The 15,030-nt window shown below is 52.0% G+C and carries 8 protein-coding genes; 4 read left to right on the top strand and 4 right to left on the bottom strand.

The features are described 5' to 3' along the window. Window positions 1-4: 4 nt before the first annotated feature. The gene (locus KGZ92_10580) at window positions 5-1,228 is read right to left on the bottom strand and encodes an MFS transporter (GenBank protein MBS3889712.1); all 1,224 of its coding nucleotides are present in this window, start codon (window positions 1,226-1,228) and stop codon (window positions 5-7) included. A 209-nt stretch (window positions 1,229-1,437) separates the two neighbouring features. After that, the gene (locus KGZ92_10585) at window positions 1,438-3,108 is read right to left on the bottom strand and encodes a hypothetical protein (GenBank protein ID MBS3889713.1); all 1,671 of its coding nucleotides are present in this window, start codon (window positions 3,106-3,108) and stop codon (window positions 1,438-1,440) included. A gap of 148 nt (window positions 3,109-3,256) precedes the next feature. Between KGZ92_10585 and pepF the strand changes: the two genes are divergently transcribed. Continuing rightward, entirely contained in the window at window positions 3,257-5,050 is a 1,794-nt protein-coding gene (gene pepF / locus KGZ92_10590) for an oligoendopeptidase F (GenBank protein MBS3889714.1), read from the top strand. Between the two features lie 13 nt (window positions 5,051-5,063). On the opposite strand, the gene KGZ92_10595 is transcribed toward pepF, so the two are convergent. Together KGZ92_10595 and KGZ92_10600 are read right to left on the bottom strand one after the other, a co-directional pair. Continuing rightward, a complete protein-coding gene (locus tag KGZ92_10595; GenBank protein MBS3889715.1) occupies window positions 5,064-5,828 on the bottom strand; it encodes a class I SAM-dependent methyltransferase in 765 nt (254 codons plus the stop codon). Between the two features lie 32 nt (window positions 5,829-5,860). Beyond that, entirely contained in the window at window positions 5,861-7,135 is a 1,275-nt protein-coding gene (locus KGZ92_10600; GenBank protein MBS3889716.1) for a DUF1576 domain-containing protein, read from the bottom strand. Window positions 7,136-7,524: 389 nt separating this feature from the next. Between KGZ92_10600 and KGZ92_10605 the strand changes: the two genes are divergently transcribed. From KGZ92_10605 to KGZ92_10615, 3 genes are all read left to right on the top strand, one after another. Then, window positions 7,525-8,970, top strand: coding sequence for a YdiU family protein (locus tag KGZ92_10605; GenBank protein ID MBS3889717.1), 1,446 nt, complete (start codon window positions 7,525-7,527; stop codon window positions 8,968-8,970). An 895-nt stretch (window positions 8,971-9,865) separates the two neighbouring features. Further along, entirely contained in the window at window positions 9,866-10,084 is a 219-nt protein-coding gene (locus tag KGZ92_10610; GenBank protein ID MBS3889718.1) for a hypothetical protein, read from the top strand. 15 nt (window positions 10,085-10,099) lie between these two features. Then, window positions 10,100-14,944 (top strand): AAA family ATPase, encoded by a 4,845-nt coding sequence (locus tag KGZ92_10615; protein MBS3889719.1) that lies wholly within the window; start codon window positions 10,100-10,102, stop codon window positions 14,942-14,944. Window positions 14,945-15,030: the final 86 nt, after the last annotated feature.

Below are 15,030 nucleotides of genomic sequence, written 5' to 3' on the forward strand. Positions count from 1 at the left end.
TCCTCTACATAGCTACTTTTACGGCAGCTGTACCTCTCTCCGACCACCAGAAAAGGATGGCCCCCACAGTAAACTGAAACATGACGCTCAGCACCCCAAAGCGTGGGTTGCCCGTAGCCTGAGTAAGCATGGCGAACATCGCGGGACCAAGAATTGCGGAGAATCGAGCGAAAATATCGTACATACCAAAAAACTCATTAGAGCGATTCTTAGGGATCATTTTGCCAAAATGCGAGCGAGAGATGGCCTGGATGCCTCCCTGTGCGGTGGCCACGAGCAGGGCGATGCCCCAAAAATCCGCCGCTGTCGTCATGCGAAAACCGAGGATGCTGATGACCATGTAGATGCCGATACCTGCTAAAATCATAGTCGCACTGCCGAGTTTTTCGGCTAGACGCCCAAAGATAATAGCGCAGGGAAAGGCTACTATTTGAATGACTACTAACGCAGCTAGCATGGTCTCCGTGCCGATGCCCACGCTCGCGCCGTAAATAGTGGCCATGCGGATAATCGTACCGACGCCGTCAATATAGAAGAAGTACGCCGCAAGGAACAAGAACACCCGCCGATGCTCCTTGGCGTTACTTAGGGTGGCCTTTATACGGCGAAAGCTGGCAGCGATGGGGTCAGCCACTGGTTCAAGAAAATGCACTTGCTTGACGTTGCGTAAGAGTGGCAGAGAAAACACTGCCCACCAGAGAGCCGTAATTATAAAAGAAATCTGGGTAGCTAAGAGGCGTGGCACACCTATGCGCTCGCCAAACATAATCAAGGCAATAGAGCCAACAAAGGGAATCGTGCTGCCCCCAATGTAACCTAGGGCAAAACCGTAGCTCGAGACCTTATCCATACGCTCAGAAGTAGTGACATCCACGAGAGACGCATCATAGAAGATGGAAGCACCGGCGAACCCAATGGCAGTGACAATCGAAATGCCTAAAACAATTTGCCACTGCGTGGACAAAGCGAGAGCAGCAGTCGAGAGCACCCCAATGGCCAAGAATACTTTGAAAAGACGCATCTTCATGCCCTTGTAGTCCCCGAGAGCCCCGAGTAAAGGCGCCATCATTGCAATAATCAGAGAGGCGGCTGCGGTAGCATATCCCCAGTAGACACTTGACGTAGTAGAAGAAATCCCAGCGGCGCCAGTCAGCGAAGTAAAAAACAGCGGCAAAATCGCGGCCGTCACCACCGCTGAGTATACGGAATTGGCCCAGTCATACATCATCCAACTGCGTTCTTCGAGCGAGAAACCCTTGAGCAAAACTCGCACCCTCTTTCGCGTTCAGCTTAACTACAGCTTACACGATAAGCGATAACACAGTAGTTTGACAAGTGTTAATTGGACGAAGCGCTAGGGACGGTTCTCCGCGCTTCACTTCACTAGAACTACTGTCTGGCGCAAGCACTGCCTTCGCCCCCACCGCACTTTTACTACTAGAAACCGAGATTATCGAAGGCTGCTAAAGGCACCACTGCTTCATCTGTGTCCAGATAAGAAAGCGATACGCGGTCGCCCACCGCAGTCACCGCAATTTCTGCGCTAAGCGAGGCCGTAGCGGTAAATATGCGCTCCGAACCTGTGACCCGCAGGAAGAACACCGTTTGTCCGTCGGAAGTTGCAGAGCCAATCCGCGACACCACGCCCTCATGGGTCTGTAGCGCGGCTATGCCAGTCGGTACGATGCCGCCAATGCCCTGCCCTAGGTACTGCTTGTAGGCCATCACTGCTTGCAACATGGTCGGTTCCACGATGGTGCGCCCAGTACGGGCGTTGACGATACCTACTGCCTTTAAGATATTTGTTTCTGACAAGACAGGCACTACGTAGGACTCCGCGCCGTAGAGGTTGTAGAGCAGAGGCTGCGCCCCCCTCCACCCCACGAAGTCTGCCACTGCTGCATTGACCGAGGCTACCGCTGCGGCCTCATTAAATATGCCCACGGCATCTTTGTAGTAAACAATTTCACCTGTGCGACCATCCATCATGGTGTAACCCATGAGCGAGTCGTCTTCACCCGGTGAAGTATGCCCGGTAAACCAGTAAAACCGCCCGTCTGGGCCCACCACACCAAAGACATCTACCTCGCCCTCCCACGCGGTCGGCAGATGCACATCGCGCTGACCAATGACAGAGTTCCAGTAACCATGTACAAATCGGCCAAACCAAGAATTGTGCGCTTCGGCAACTTGTTCGGGGATTACTTGGTCAACCCAAGTGGGCACCTCAGCCAGAGCATACTCACGCATTTCTCCCGTGGCGGGGTCAACAATTACTACGCCTGTCACCACTGTGCCCGTCTTACCAACTGTAGGACGCCCAATGCTCATGACCCACCTAGGATTGCGTTCGTCGTCCAACTCAAAACTAGGGCCAAGTAGCAGCACGTCTCCATACTGCCCATAGACGTGACGGAAGAGGTCGCTGGCAAAGAAGGCCCCACGGGTGTACTTTAGTGGTGCGGGCACAAACTCGGCTGGCGCACCCGCATCCTCAGCGTCTACCATGACAAAGCCCGGCGCCTCGCGAAAGCTCCACCAGCGCATCAGGCCGCGAAAGTCTAGCGGCGCGACCCAGTAGAGCTCCCCATCTACCATCTGTATATTTAAGTGCCCTATTTCAAAGCCTGCGCCCATGCCGCCTAGGATTTTGTCCGCGCGCCATCTGGCGTTCTCAATAGGCACCAGCCTGATATGCTCAAGGTGCATGACGGGCAAGGGCTCTGTGGCTAGCCTGACCACCGGTGTGTCTCTAAGCTCGGTAGCGTGAAACGGCACCACCAGTACATTGAGATAGAATGACACTCCTAGGGTACCAACAAAGAGCAGCGACAGTAGCCAGCCAACCCTCTTTGCTGGCTTCTTTTTCCCCGTCCATACTTCAAGCATGGTGGCAGTAATATTGAGGGCCAGTGGCAGTAGCACCACAGTGTAGCCCACGTTCGGCACAAGGGCGGGCAAAGTTAAGTACACCCACAACAGACAAAGCGGCGCACCAACAACTAAGCGCCAGACCTGCCCATGCAGGTAGCGCTTCATATTACCAAGCAACAAGTCAAACCGCAGATTAATCAGGCCAAGCAGCATGATTAGGAACACATTAAACACGCTAATCCCCCCTTGTATGGTTACAAACCTACTACGCAGCGTTCTGCCCATAGTTTCAGCTCCACAATTCTTGCAGGACTAAGTTATTCGCGTGGCGAAATACTCTGATTTAGAAGTCACCACCAAGTACAGGTAAGGGGGAGCTACTTTGTCTAAACAACTGACACGAGCCGAGATACGGGAGCAGGAAACCTGGAACTTAAACGACATTTTTTCTTCTGTAGAGGAGTGGGAGGCCGAAATGGCCGCTTTGCCGCCCCTCATTTCTGCTGTCACACAGTACAAAGGCCTCCTAGATAGAGGCGCACTGACACTTCTCGACTGTCTTCTGGCTCACGAGGCCTTGCAGAAACGTGCTACCAAAGTCTTTGCTTACGCCTCTCTAAGTATTTCTAGCGACGGCACCAACCCCTCGTTCCAGGTGATGGCCAGTAAAGCCGGAGCCGCCATGGCACATCTTCAGGCGCAAACCTCTTTCGTGCTCTCTGAAGCCCTGTCACTTCCTGCGGGACGACTCGAGCAATATCTAGAAGACGAACCCGCCCTAGACCCTTTTCGTATTACCATAGAAAAGTGGCTAGAAAAAAGACCCCACATGCTTAGCCCCGAGACGGAGATGGCACTCGCGGCCTTCGGGCAGGTTCTTAACGCTCCCGCCGAGGTGTATGAGACCTCGCGCACGGCAGACCTCGCCTTTGATGCGGTGGCAGACAGCACTGGCAAGCTCTACCCCATGTCACTAGGCAGGCATGAAACCGCTGCAGACACATTCCTGCGTAGAAATGCCTACGCGGAGCAAACCAAGGGGCTTAAAAGATACCTACACACCTACGGCACCGCTTGGGGCACCGAAGTAAAAAAGAATGTAGTAGCCGCTAAACTGCGAGGCTATGACTCTGCCGTGCACATGCTTCTTGATCAGCAAGAAGTGAACATCGATATCTACAACAACATTCATGATGTCATTCTCACTGAGTTAGCCCCCCATATGCGCCGCTATGCTAGTCTACGTAAGCGCGTGCTCAAACTTGAGCAACTGCTCTACTGCGACATCGAGGCGCCGCTCGACCCTAGCTACAACCCCGAGACCACCTATGAAGAAGCCTGCCAACTCGTGCTCGAAGGCCTCCGTGTACTTGGCCCCGAGTACGCACAAATCATGGCAGACGGGCTGCAAAACCGCTGGATAGACAGGGCCGACAACATCGGCAAGCGAACAGGAGCCTTCTGCAATTCTGTTTATGGCGTGCACCCCTACATCAGCATGAGCTGGGGCAACCGCATGCGCAATGCCTTAACACTAGCGCATGAGCTAGGCCATGCGGGGCAAGGCGTACTGGCGCAGCGCTACCAAAGGCTAGCCAACACCAGGCCCACCATGTTCTTTATCGAGGCACCATCAACCATTAATGAACTGCTCGTCGCGGATCGTATTTTGGCTTTAAGCACGAGCAATGAGATGCGCCGCTGGCTTATGATGCAGCTACTCATGACCTACTACCATAACTTTGTGCGCCACCTCATTGAAGGCGAGTTGCAGCGCCGCACTTACGGCCTAGCAGAGGCAGGGCAGCCCATCACCGCCACCGTCCTTAACAAAGTGCAAGGCGAGATACTGGCCGAGTTCTGGGGCGACGAAGTCACACTTGACGAAGGAGCAGAGATGGTATGGATGCGACAAGCTCACTACTACCGCGGGCTCTACCCCTACAGCTATGCCGCAGGGCTCACCATCGGCACGGCAGTAGCCCAGGCTATCCAAAGCGAAGGCGCCGCGGCAGCCGAGCGCTGGGTTAATGTGCTTAAGGCTGGCGGCACTCTCAAGCCCCTCGCCCTAGCCAAAATGGCCGGCGTCGACATGACCAACAAAAAAGCCATCCAGCAGGCCGTGGCCTATGTGGGATGGCTGGTTGACGAGGTGGAGAAGAGTTTTTCGTGTTGAAGACGACTACGTTCTAACCCTTAGTCGCAATGACAAGCATCTCAAAGTCCTTAGTCGTAAGCTTGTCGTTACGGCTGAAAGCGCCGAGTTTAGCCCCGAAGATTTCGATGCTGTGAAAACCGAGGGATTTTAGTAGCCAAGTCATCTCGGAGGGCACATAGTATCTTTCGTTACACTCTAGTTCTCTTTTGAGGCCTGCGTCGTCTTCGAAAGTGGTCACATTGTGGTCGCGAAAAGTCATAAGATCGAAGCTATGGTCCGCATACTGCGCGTCAGTACTCTTAGAGTCGGCAGAAAAGAATTGTTGCATCGAATTAAAGAGAGGGAACAGACCATTCAAGGTCGTCAAAATAAACTTGCCGCCGGGGGCAAGGGCTTTGGCGGCCTTGCTGAGGATTTCATAGTTCATCTCATCTGTCTCCATTAAAGGAAAGGCGCCCTCGCACAGCATAATAGCGAGATCAAACTCTTGGCAGAAGGCGAGCTGCCTGGCATCTCCTTGGCGAAAGTCGACCTCTACGCCAAGAGCCGCAGCCTTTTCTCGGGCGCGCTTAAGCTGAGATAGTGACAAGTCGACGCCTACCACGCTGTAGCCGCGCCGCGCCAGTTCAATTGAGTGCCTGCCCGTCCCGCAGCCAATGTCTAGGATGCGAGTTGCTTTGTTATGCTGCACTTCTTGCTCTATGAAGTCGCACTCACCAAGCGTCCCTTGTGCGAAGCTTTCTTGGTCATACTTCTGTCCGTAATTGGCGAAGAGCTCTTCGTACCACTGTTTCAAACTATCACTCCTAACATCATCGTTCAAATCGCCTAGTCAACTTTTACAAAGGCGGCTAGCACGCTCACCATTACCGCTGCCACGATGCCGCCCGCAAAGCCGTTGTTGTAAAGATTCATACCGCCATGCAGGAAACCAACATTCATAACGACTGATAGGTGGATAAACCCCGCAATTACACCAGCGATAATTCCGAATTTACCAGCTATAGGCGCCAAAGTAGTGCCGAAAAGGGCTGCTAAGACGGCTCCGGGGTCAGAAGGAGCCCATGTTTGCACCATTGTTCCCATGTAGACACCGAGCATAATCGGAACAATATTCTTGATGTGCTTACCAAAGGCACCAAAACCAACCATGGTCAGCACGCCACCTAGCGTGGGGCCATTTAGTTCTGCACCACAGAGCAAGAGGTAGGCTATGCCGATTAAACCAACCAGACCCATATTGACAAATGTAGCCCCGGTGCCATTCAGACTCGTAAAGTCTGAGGGCACGACGCCCGTACTACCTACTAATTTACCCAGTAACTTGAATGAGTTCGCATCAAGCCACAGGCCAAGCAAGACCAATGACACAAAGTAGGCCACGAAAATTGGCACAAGAGTAGCGTTGTAGCCCTCACCCCAGATAAGCGTCGCCTTATTCTGCAAGCCATAGCCGCGAAACAGGGCCATAAAAACGGTGCCTGCAATTCCGCCGGTAACCCCAATATTGTATATATTGTAGCCCTTGTGGAATGTCAGGCAGTGCGCTGCCAATGGCGGCAGTATGAACCCGGCAATGGTGCCAAAGAGAACGCCTAGCGCGACCCCCACGGCCGGGCTGAAATCAAAGCCCACGGCGAGCTGGCTCACCATCGGCGCTAGGGTAGTGCCAAAGAGGGCTGGCGCGATGAACTTCTTAAAGGGCTCTTTTTTTATCACGGCAAAGAGATATACCCCCAAGAAGATGGGCCATACGTTCACTATATTTTTACCAAACAAGGCAAAGCCAGCCATGGTGAAGATGGCGGCAATTACTGCGCCAGAGATAGTTGCCTTAGAGACAGCGACTACAGCTAGGCCGATCAAAGCGACCAAGCCGCTATTTACTAGGGCCGCTCCCACGCCACCGACAACCATGTAATCGGTAAGGAGAATGCCGGGGGATTGCAAAATAGCCAATATCCCACTATACACTTCCGCAGAATCAACCATAAATAGACCGAGAAGTACTAACGCCGTAGCGTATGCCGCGAGAATGCGAAATTTCACTTGATCGCCAATCATTTTCGCTTCCTGAACGGCCGCTAAACCCACATGAGACATTTTTTATCTCCCCTTATACCATTCTAGATGCCTCGTCAGCCGCACATATATCTTCCTTGAACACTCCTACGTAGACCTCGGAGTAACAGCAAACACATCAATTCTACTTGTTTGCCTAGCTGCATACAAGTAGATTCTGTCCCCTCTTTGTAAAGTAAATTTTGCAATTTGCGTTGATGGGTGCCTCCACCTAGATAGTGCGGGTGAACAAGAGGAATGTGAAGTCCTCTTGTCAATCGAACATGTACATGAATCCGGTCAACCCGCGCGAGGCACAACTCACCGCCCTCACCCGCGACGGCTTTTTCCGCCGCGAGGGGCATGATACTTAATAGTACAGCAACGGCACCTGTGGCTCCCTACATGGTACAGCCAAGAAGGAGGACGAAATGAATACTACCGGATGGAACTTTGACCACACTTATGCCCTTCTTCCGCCAAAGTTCTATGAGTTAAGGTCCCCCACACCTGTGCGCACTCCGGAATTAGTGCTAATTAACGCAGAACTAGCCGCGGAGCTAGGGCTCTGCCCAGAAGCTTTGCGCAGTAAAGAGGGCACCTTGGAGCTTGCTGGCAATAAGATGCCAGAGGGCGCCCTAACGCTGGCACAGGCCTATGCAGGGCATCAGTATGGGCATTTCACTATGTTAGGAGACGGGCGCGCGCTCCTACTGGGCGAGCAAATTGCCCCAAGCGGCGAGCGCTTTGATATCGGGCTTAAAGGTTCTGGTCGCACCGCATTTTCACGCGGTGGAGATGGACGAGCTCATCTTGCCCCCATGCTGCGCGAATACGTGATTAGCGAGGCCATGCATGCTCTTGGCATACCCACCACACGCAGCCTAGCAGTTGTGCGCACTGGCGAAGTGGTAAGGCGCGAAACTGCGCTGCCCGGCGCAATTCTTACGCGCATAGCGCGAAGCCATCTTCGCGTCGGCACTGTGCAGTACGCCGCTCAGTGGGGAGAAGGAGACGACCTGCGCGCCCTAGCAGACTACGCCATCAAGCGACACTTCCCTGAGCTACTAGGGGAGGCAGGACGCTACTTGCTCCTCCTTAAGGAAGTTGTGAAACGCCAAGCGGCCCTCGTAGCCAAGTGGCAGCTCGTGGGATTTGTCCATGGCGTAATGAATACAGACAACATGTCTCTTTGCGGCGAAACCATCGACTACGGTCCCTGCGCCTTTATGGATGCTTACGATCCGGCTACGGTGTTTAGCTCTATTGATACCTATGGCCGTTACGCCTACGGCAACCAGCCGCGCATCGCCGCCTGGAACCTAGCTCGCCTGGCCGAAGCTCTCTTGCCTTTGCTACCTAATACAGGCCAACAAGCATCTGCCTTGGCCGAAGCAGAACTCTCCCTATTCGCGCCCGTGCATGAAAAGGCCTGGACGGAGGGGATGCGCGCTAAGCTTGGTCTGCACGGCGAGCAAGCGGATGACGCGCGGCTTTTCGCAGACCTGCTTAAACTCATGCATAGCTACCGGGCCGACTATACGAATACTTTTCTCGCCCTAACCTATAATGACTTCGCCAATTCCGCCATGTTCGCCAGCGCTGAATTTGCACAGTGGCGTGAACGCTGGCAGGTGAGGCAGAAGCAGCAAGAGAAAAAAGACCTGTCGGCACACGAACTGATGCTCACAGCTAACCCTGCCCTCATACCGCGCAACCACCGCGTAGAAGAGGCCCTGCAAGCGGCAGAGCAAGGCGACTTAGGCCTTGTAGAACGGCTCTTAGCTGCACTCGCCAAGCCCTACACGCACTCGGCAGAGCAATCTTTCTACCGCGAGCCCTCAGGCTTGCCTTATCGCACCTTTTGCGGCACATAGCTGCTTGGAACGGCTCGCATCATCTATTATGGTCGTACTGAAGGCGCAGACTAAACCCCACTTAGGGAATAGCCTGCGCCTAAACATATTCGCCGCTTCATTACTTAAAGAGCTTCTTCAAAACGTCCCATATACTAAATGTCACTCTGCTATACACCCGGTTATATGCCGCCTTTTTGGGATTAGTGAGCCACCCCCATCCCCGCGGAGCCTTAATCCCGAAGTTATGCCTAGCGATGCGTTTTAGGCTCGTCCTTGCGGATAAGCTCTTCTTAAGACTCGGGGTACGAAATCCAAACTTCATATTGCAGAGCCCCCCTTTCACTTGTGGTGAGAACGTGACCTCTACTACCATTCTATCTCGCCCGAGTATTCCACGTTCAGGCTTCTATCCCTCTATATTCCGGGTCAGTCTCCTGAAATCTTTCTACCTCTACTTAAAGGGCGCCCTACTTGTTCGTTTCGACTCCTTAATACGATGGTAGGCGCCTTGCGCAACGCACACTACTTTATGTTCCTTTCCGATTATTAGGCGTGCAGAGAAGTCTTTGCGAATGCATTTCACCTTCATACTTCACCTCGGAACAACGGTCTTCATTGCAGCCAAAAACTGCTATTGAATTAGCATCAAGCAGCCTTGAGTGCTCCGTTGGTATCGACAGAATCATCTCAGCTGACTAGGAGTGTTGTAGTCTCTAAGACCTACCACCAAGACAAATCTCCTGCTGAATCTAGGCTCTATTGTCAATATTCGCCTATTTTCACGCAGAGACTGTCCGCATTGCCTAAATTTTACTAGAAATCGCTTGAGTGTGACCACACTGATGCGATAGAATAACTTGATAGGAACAGTGTCCATGTTCGCTATGCCTATGATACAGAAGGAGGTTGTTTAGTGGACGAATTCAAGTATGAGATTGTCGAGCAGATCGCTATCCTCTCAGAGAAAGGGAAATGGACCAAAGAGCTCAACAAGGTCAAATGGAACAATCATCCCGAAAAGTACGACCTGCGAGATTGGAACCACTCCGAAGGCAAGATGCGAAAGGGCACAACCCTGACAATAGAGGAGCTCTCTAACCTAAGGCAAGTACTAAACGCCCTAAACATCTAGAGCGGAGGTTGTGCGGTGAGCCGCATCCATAGTGTTTTTCAGTTCCTCAAGGAATACAACAAGCTGCATAACCCTGTCATCACAGATCTGGCTGACCAGAAATGGAGCCAGGTCTTTTCCTCATTACCTTCACACCCAGATATATGGGACATTTTTACATCGGACAGCCTGGAGAGCGCAGAGATTCTCAAAGTCAGGCGCCCCATCACTAGCCCATGTCCTCAGCCGGACAATTCCCTCCTTGAGTGGCTTACTGGGGATTGGCGGCAAGCAGATGTTATCAGTGCGCAATTCAGCGAAGCAATTGCCAGAGGCAGAGCCGATGAAGAGTCGCGGGAGGAACGGTTTGGTGACGATCCCAACAGACCAGAACTATTTAGATCATGGCATAAAAAAAGGAGCGAGTGGGTTCACCTCGAGCTACAAAAGAGGCCCGTCATGGACTTTTACAACTCACTCTATAGCTTGTACTCAGAAATCAAGCGCGAAGGGGAAGCAGTCGAGCTCGTGCTTGGCAATTGGATGCTCGAGTGGAGCAGAGGCGGGACGTATACCTCACATCCACTCTTGTTAAGAGGGGTAGTACTTGAGTTTGACCCGAGCACACCAGAGTTTATAGTCACTCTTGGCGAATCAGGCACTGAGCTGTACACCGCGCTATTGCGCTGTCTTCCGGGAGTGGAGCAGACTACGCTTAATGCATTCATAACTGAGATTGAGGAAGCCGGCTATCACATTGCAGACATCGACAATTGGAAACCTATAATGTCACGACTAATTGCAGTTCTGCACCCGCAGGGCATAATTGTTGACGGAGACTACAGCGCCCCCACCACGCCATACATCAGGGCTAACCCAGTGCTGTTCCTCCGGAAACGCACTCTTGGATTCACGGCCTTCATTGAGCGCGTCTTAGAGGACCTTAACGCCAACGCCGCCACACCACCCTCATTCATGTCCGGCCTAGTCGGCGCGCACGATGACGAAGCATCTCTGGAGCCTCTAGATGAGAACTGGAACTTCAACGGAATAGACGCTGATACACTCTTGACGCTGCCAGCCAACAACGAACAGCTTAACATCGTCAGACACCTTGTTAGAAGCGGCGCCGTGCTGGTCCAGGGGCCACCAGGCACTGGCAAAACGCATACCATTGCCAATCTCATTGGACACCTCCTGAGCCAAGGGCAGAGTGTCTTAGTCACCAGCCATACTGAAAAGGCCCTCACCGTCTTGAAAGACAAGATATTTAAAGACCAAAATAACCCTGACCTAGATTTGCAGAGCCTTTGCGTTAGCCTATTAAGCTCTAAATCCCAGAAAACTGAAATGGATAGAACGATTAACACCATGACCGAGAAAATATCCTGCCATGACCGTGTAGCGGCAAAGATGCGGATTAGCCAGCTTGAGCACCAACGAGAGAAACTAATAGTAACGGCCCAAGCTGTCGCACAACAATTAATGCAGTTGCGTAGGTCCGAGTATCTGGATCTTATTTACGATAACCACACAATCTCCCCCGGGAAGGCTGCTAAATTTGTTAGAAACGGAGAAGGCAGTTTAGACTTCATACCGGGCAAGGCTTTTGATAACACAATAGGATTGCCTTTATCGAAGCATGACTTGGCCTCGCTGTACCAAACCAATGGTGAACTGACCGCCGAAGAGGAGGCTATGTTGTCTAGTCACCTACCAGAACTAGATAGCCTATGGACCGCAGAGAAGTTCCGTGAGGCGACCAAGGAATACTCAAGCATCAAGCTGGTCCTAGCAGGCAATCCGCTAACTACCCCACAACTGCTTGAGCTCGAGGAGTCCATCTTGTGCGAGTTGTCCCAGTCCACACTGAGAATGCAGCAAATCCTTAAGAGGTTTGACCCTCTTCAAGTGAGTTTAGCCAACCGCATCGCGGAGGACCCCATATTTACAGAGCTGTGGCAACCAGTTCTCCGAGAAATGGACGAATGGTTGGCTCGCTATGACATTTGCAGAGTTATTAAATTCGAGAACGAGTTTACTATCCCGCTTGAGTTGTTATCCACGGAGACAGTTAGTATCCTTGATGAAATTATTGCTTCTGGCGCACAACAGCCAATAAATCTCCTCACCGGCCTTATCAAGCCCAGATGGAAGAGGATTTCTGTAGGAATAAAGAATCACGGACGCTCTCTTCAGTCTGCGCAAGATTTTAGTAAGGTCAGAGCGCTTGTCGCCTACGAGGTTCAAAGGAGCCTGCTTGCATCACGCATTGGGAAGCTGTTAGGCGAGATTAGCGCACACGGAGAGCTGAACACTATTTTAAGCGAATCTTATTGCAGACAGATATCACAAAAAGTAGTTCCCATGCTCAATTACTCTTGTGAGATCCTGCGCCCCTTCACAATCGCGCTCAATAACATTCGCACTCCCTCTCTGTCCCCAAAGGACGATCCTTGGACCTATGATGAGGTGTTGTCCACCCTCAACAATACTATAGTCCCTAACCTTAGTGCGGCCATATGCACAAATCGCTTAAAGGCCATGGATCAGTTGTGGGCAGATCAGTCACGCATGACACGCCCCCTTGAGCGCCACGGCTCGGCCTTCAAACTGCTGTCTTTGGCGATTGAAAGCAAGGATCCAGATCGATATAAAGCGGCTCTTGAACATCTCTCTGCCGTCTACGACAAACGTGATATTCATTTTCTGCGGCAGGACCTCCTAAAGAAACTAGATGACATAGCCCCCTCTTGGGCCGATGCAATACGCGCTAGACGTGGCATCCACGGGCATGTTGAAGTGCCTGAAGGCGTCGAGTCCGCCTGGAAATGGCAACAGCTAAATAACCAGCTCTTGCTTTTGCACAGCCAAAACCCTCTTGCCCTGCAAATAGAGAGTCATGACTTGTATCGCACCCTGCTTACCAATACCCGCGAGTTAGCCTGCGCAAAAGCATGGGACCAAGTGGTCGGCAACATTACACCACACCAGGCACAGGCACTTGAGGGGTGGCGTCAGACCATGAGACAATATGGCAAAGGAACTGGAAAAAATGCAGGCAAATTTCTTCAACAAGCCAAGGGCCTTATGCCCACATGCCAAACTGCTATCCCCGTCTGGATTATGTCTCTAAATCGGGTCGCCGAAAGCTTTGACCCCCGCGCCAACAAATTCGACGTACTGATTATTGATGAAGCTAGCCAGGCCAACATATTGGCACTAGCGGCACTCTATCTTGGGAAGAAAATTATCATTGTTGGTGATGAAGAGCAAGTAAGCCCAGAGGCCTTCGGCATCAAGAGTGAGGACGTTGAAGCCCTCATTAGCCAGTACATCCCCAGCATCCCCCTTAACCATTTGTATAACCCCCGTACCTCAATATACGACCTAGCTAAGCAATGTGGCTTTGCGCCCATCATGCTCACCGAGCACTTCCGGTGCCTGCCAGAAATAATCAAGTTCAGCAATGAATTGTCTTACGGCCTAAGGATCAAGCCACTCAGGGATGCCTCAGGGGTCACAGTAACCCCTGCTGTGGTTGAGTATCGGGTTCCTTATGGAATGAAGGGGAAAAATAAAACTAATGTGTTAGAGGCAGAACATATCGCCTCGCTCATTTGTGCTATGGCCACGGATCCCGCCTACAAGGAAAAGACCATTGGAGTTATTTCCCTCCTAGGGCAAGAGCAAGCCTATGTTATCGAAAAACTGCTACACAAGTATCTGGACCCTGCTGAATACGAGTCCCGTCGCATCCAGTGCGGCAGTTCGGCACAGTTTCAGGGGGACGAACGTGACATTATCTTTTTGTCCATAGTAGATTCACCAAGAGAAACTGATGGGCCCTTAAGGCTCATAGCAGAAGAAGGCAACAATGACATGAACCGGAAGCGCTACAACGTTGCCGCGAGTCGGGCGAGGGATCAGCTCTGGGTGGTTCATTCCCTTAATCCTGATATCGATCTCAAGCCACATGATATTCGGCTACGCTTAATCAGTCATGCTCGAAATCCCGCGGCAAATACTGCTGGTGATTTAACTGTCGCAGAATCAGACTTTGAACGGCAGGTCATGACCCATTTGCGCACAGCTGGCTACAAAGTGAGCCCACAGTGGCGTGTAGGTGCGTATCGCATTGACATGGTGATAACTTGTGGCACCCAAAAAGTTGCTATTGAGTGCGATGGCGACAAGTGGCACACCATCGATAACCTCCCAGACGACATCAAACGCCAGGCGATTCTGGAACGACTAGGGTGGCGCTTCATTCGAGTCAGGGGGAGTGCCTTCTACAGAAATCCTGACGACGCCATGAAACAGATATTTGAGGAGCTAAACCGGCTGTCTATCATGCCCGACTACTCTCAACCCAACACTTCGCACAATTGCCCTAGCGAGAATAACGAGAGCAGCGTTCTGAGTACGATTAAGCGCATGTCTGCAGAAATCCGTCGGGGATGGCACCCCCTACGCATCGTAGATTCCTCTGAAGCTCTCGAACCCTCCCCCCAGCACACCGCAAAACCGACCACTAAGGCGGCAGTAAAAGACACACAGACGAAAGCGAAGCAGGAGCAAGTGTCAGATTCTATAGAAGACTATAGTGCACATACGCCTCATCTGAGTGTGCCAACACAGAGCGGGCGAGCACCTCAAGAAGCAGACACACCGCGCATCACAAAGAACGATGGTCAGGCAGATAGCAAGATCGCTAGACCCGTACCCCTCTTCGATTTTAGGCAGACTTCAATACCACCAGCAACAGAACCCGCAGCGAGGAAGCCGCTTGCTGGAGCGGTCATTGACAAGCTCCCCAGCGGGGCCAGCCCCTCGACCCCTACAACTAAGAAGCCCCTCTTTGACTTCCGAAAAAAATAAGGGTACGCCGGAATACCGATCTGTAGTACGCCTAGATGATCTCCGCCGTTCTTGGCATGCCCAGAACTGGATTTAAAGGCGATCCA

Source organism: Bacillota bacterium (genome assembly GCA_018333655.1).
Classification (GTDB): domain Bacteria; phylum Bacillota; class UBA994; order UBA994; family UBA994; genus BS524.

What these genes read in the sequence shown, in the direction of transcription:
- KGZ92_10580 (MBS3889712.1), bottom strand. Translation starts at nt 1,228, where the DNA reads ATGATGTATGACTGGGCCAATTCCGTATACTCAGCGGTGGTGACGGCC.
- KGZ92_10600 (MBS3889716.1), bottom strand. Translation starts at nt 7,135, where the DNA reads ATGTCTCATGTGGGTTTAGCGGCCGTTCAGGAAGCGAAAATGATTGGC.
- KGZ92_10605 (MBS3889717.1), top strand. Translation starts at nt 7,525, where the DNA reads ATGAATACTACCGGATGGAACTTTGACCACACTTATGCCCTTCTTCCG.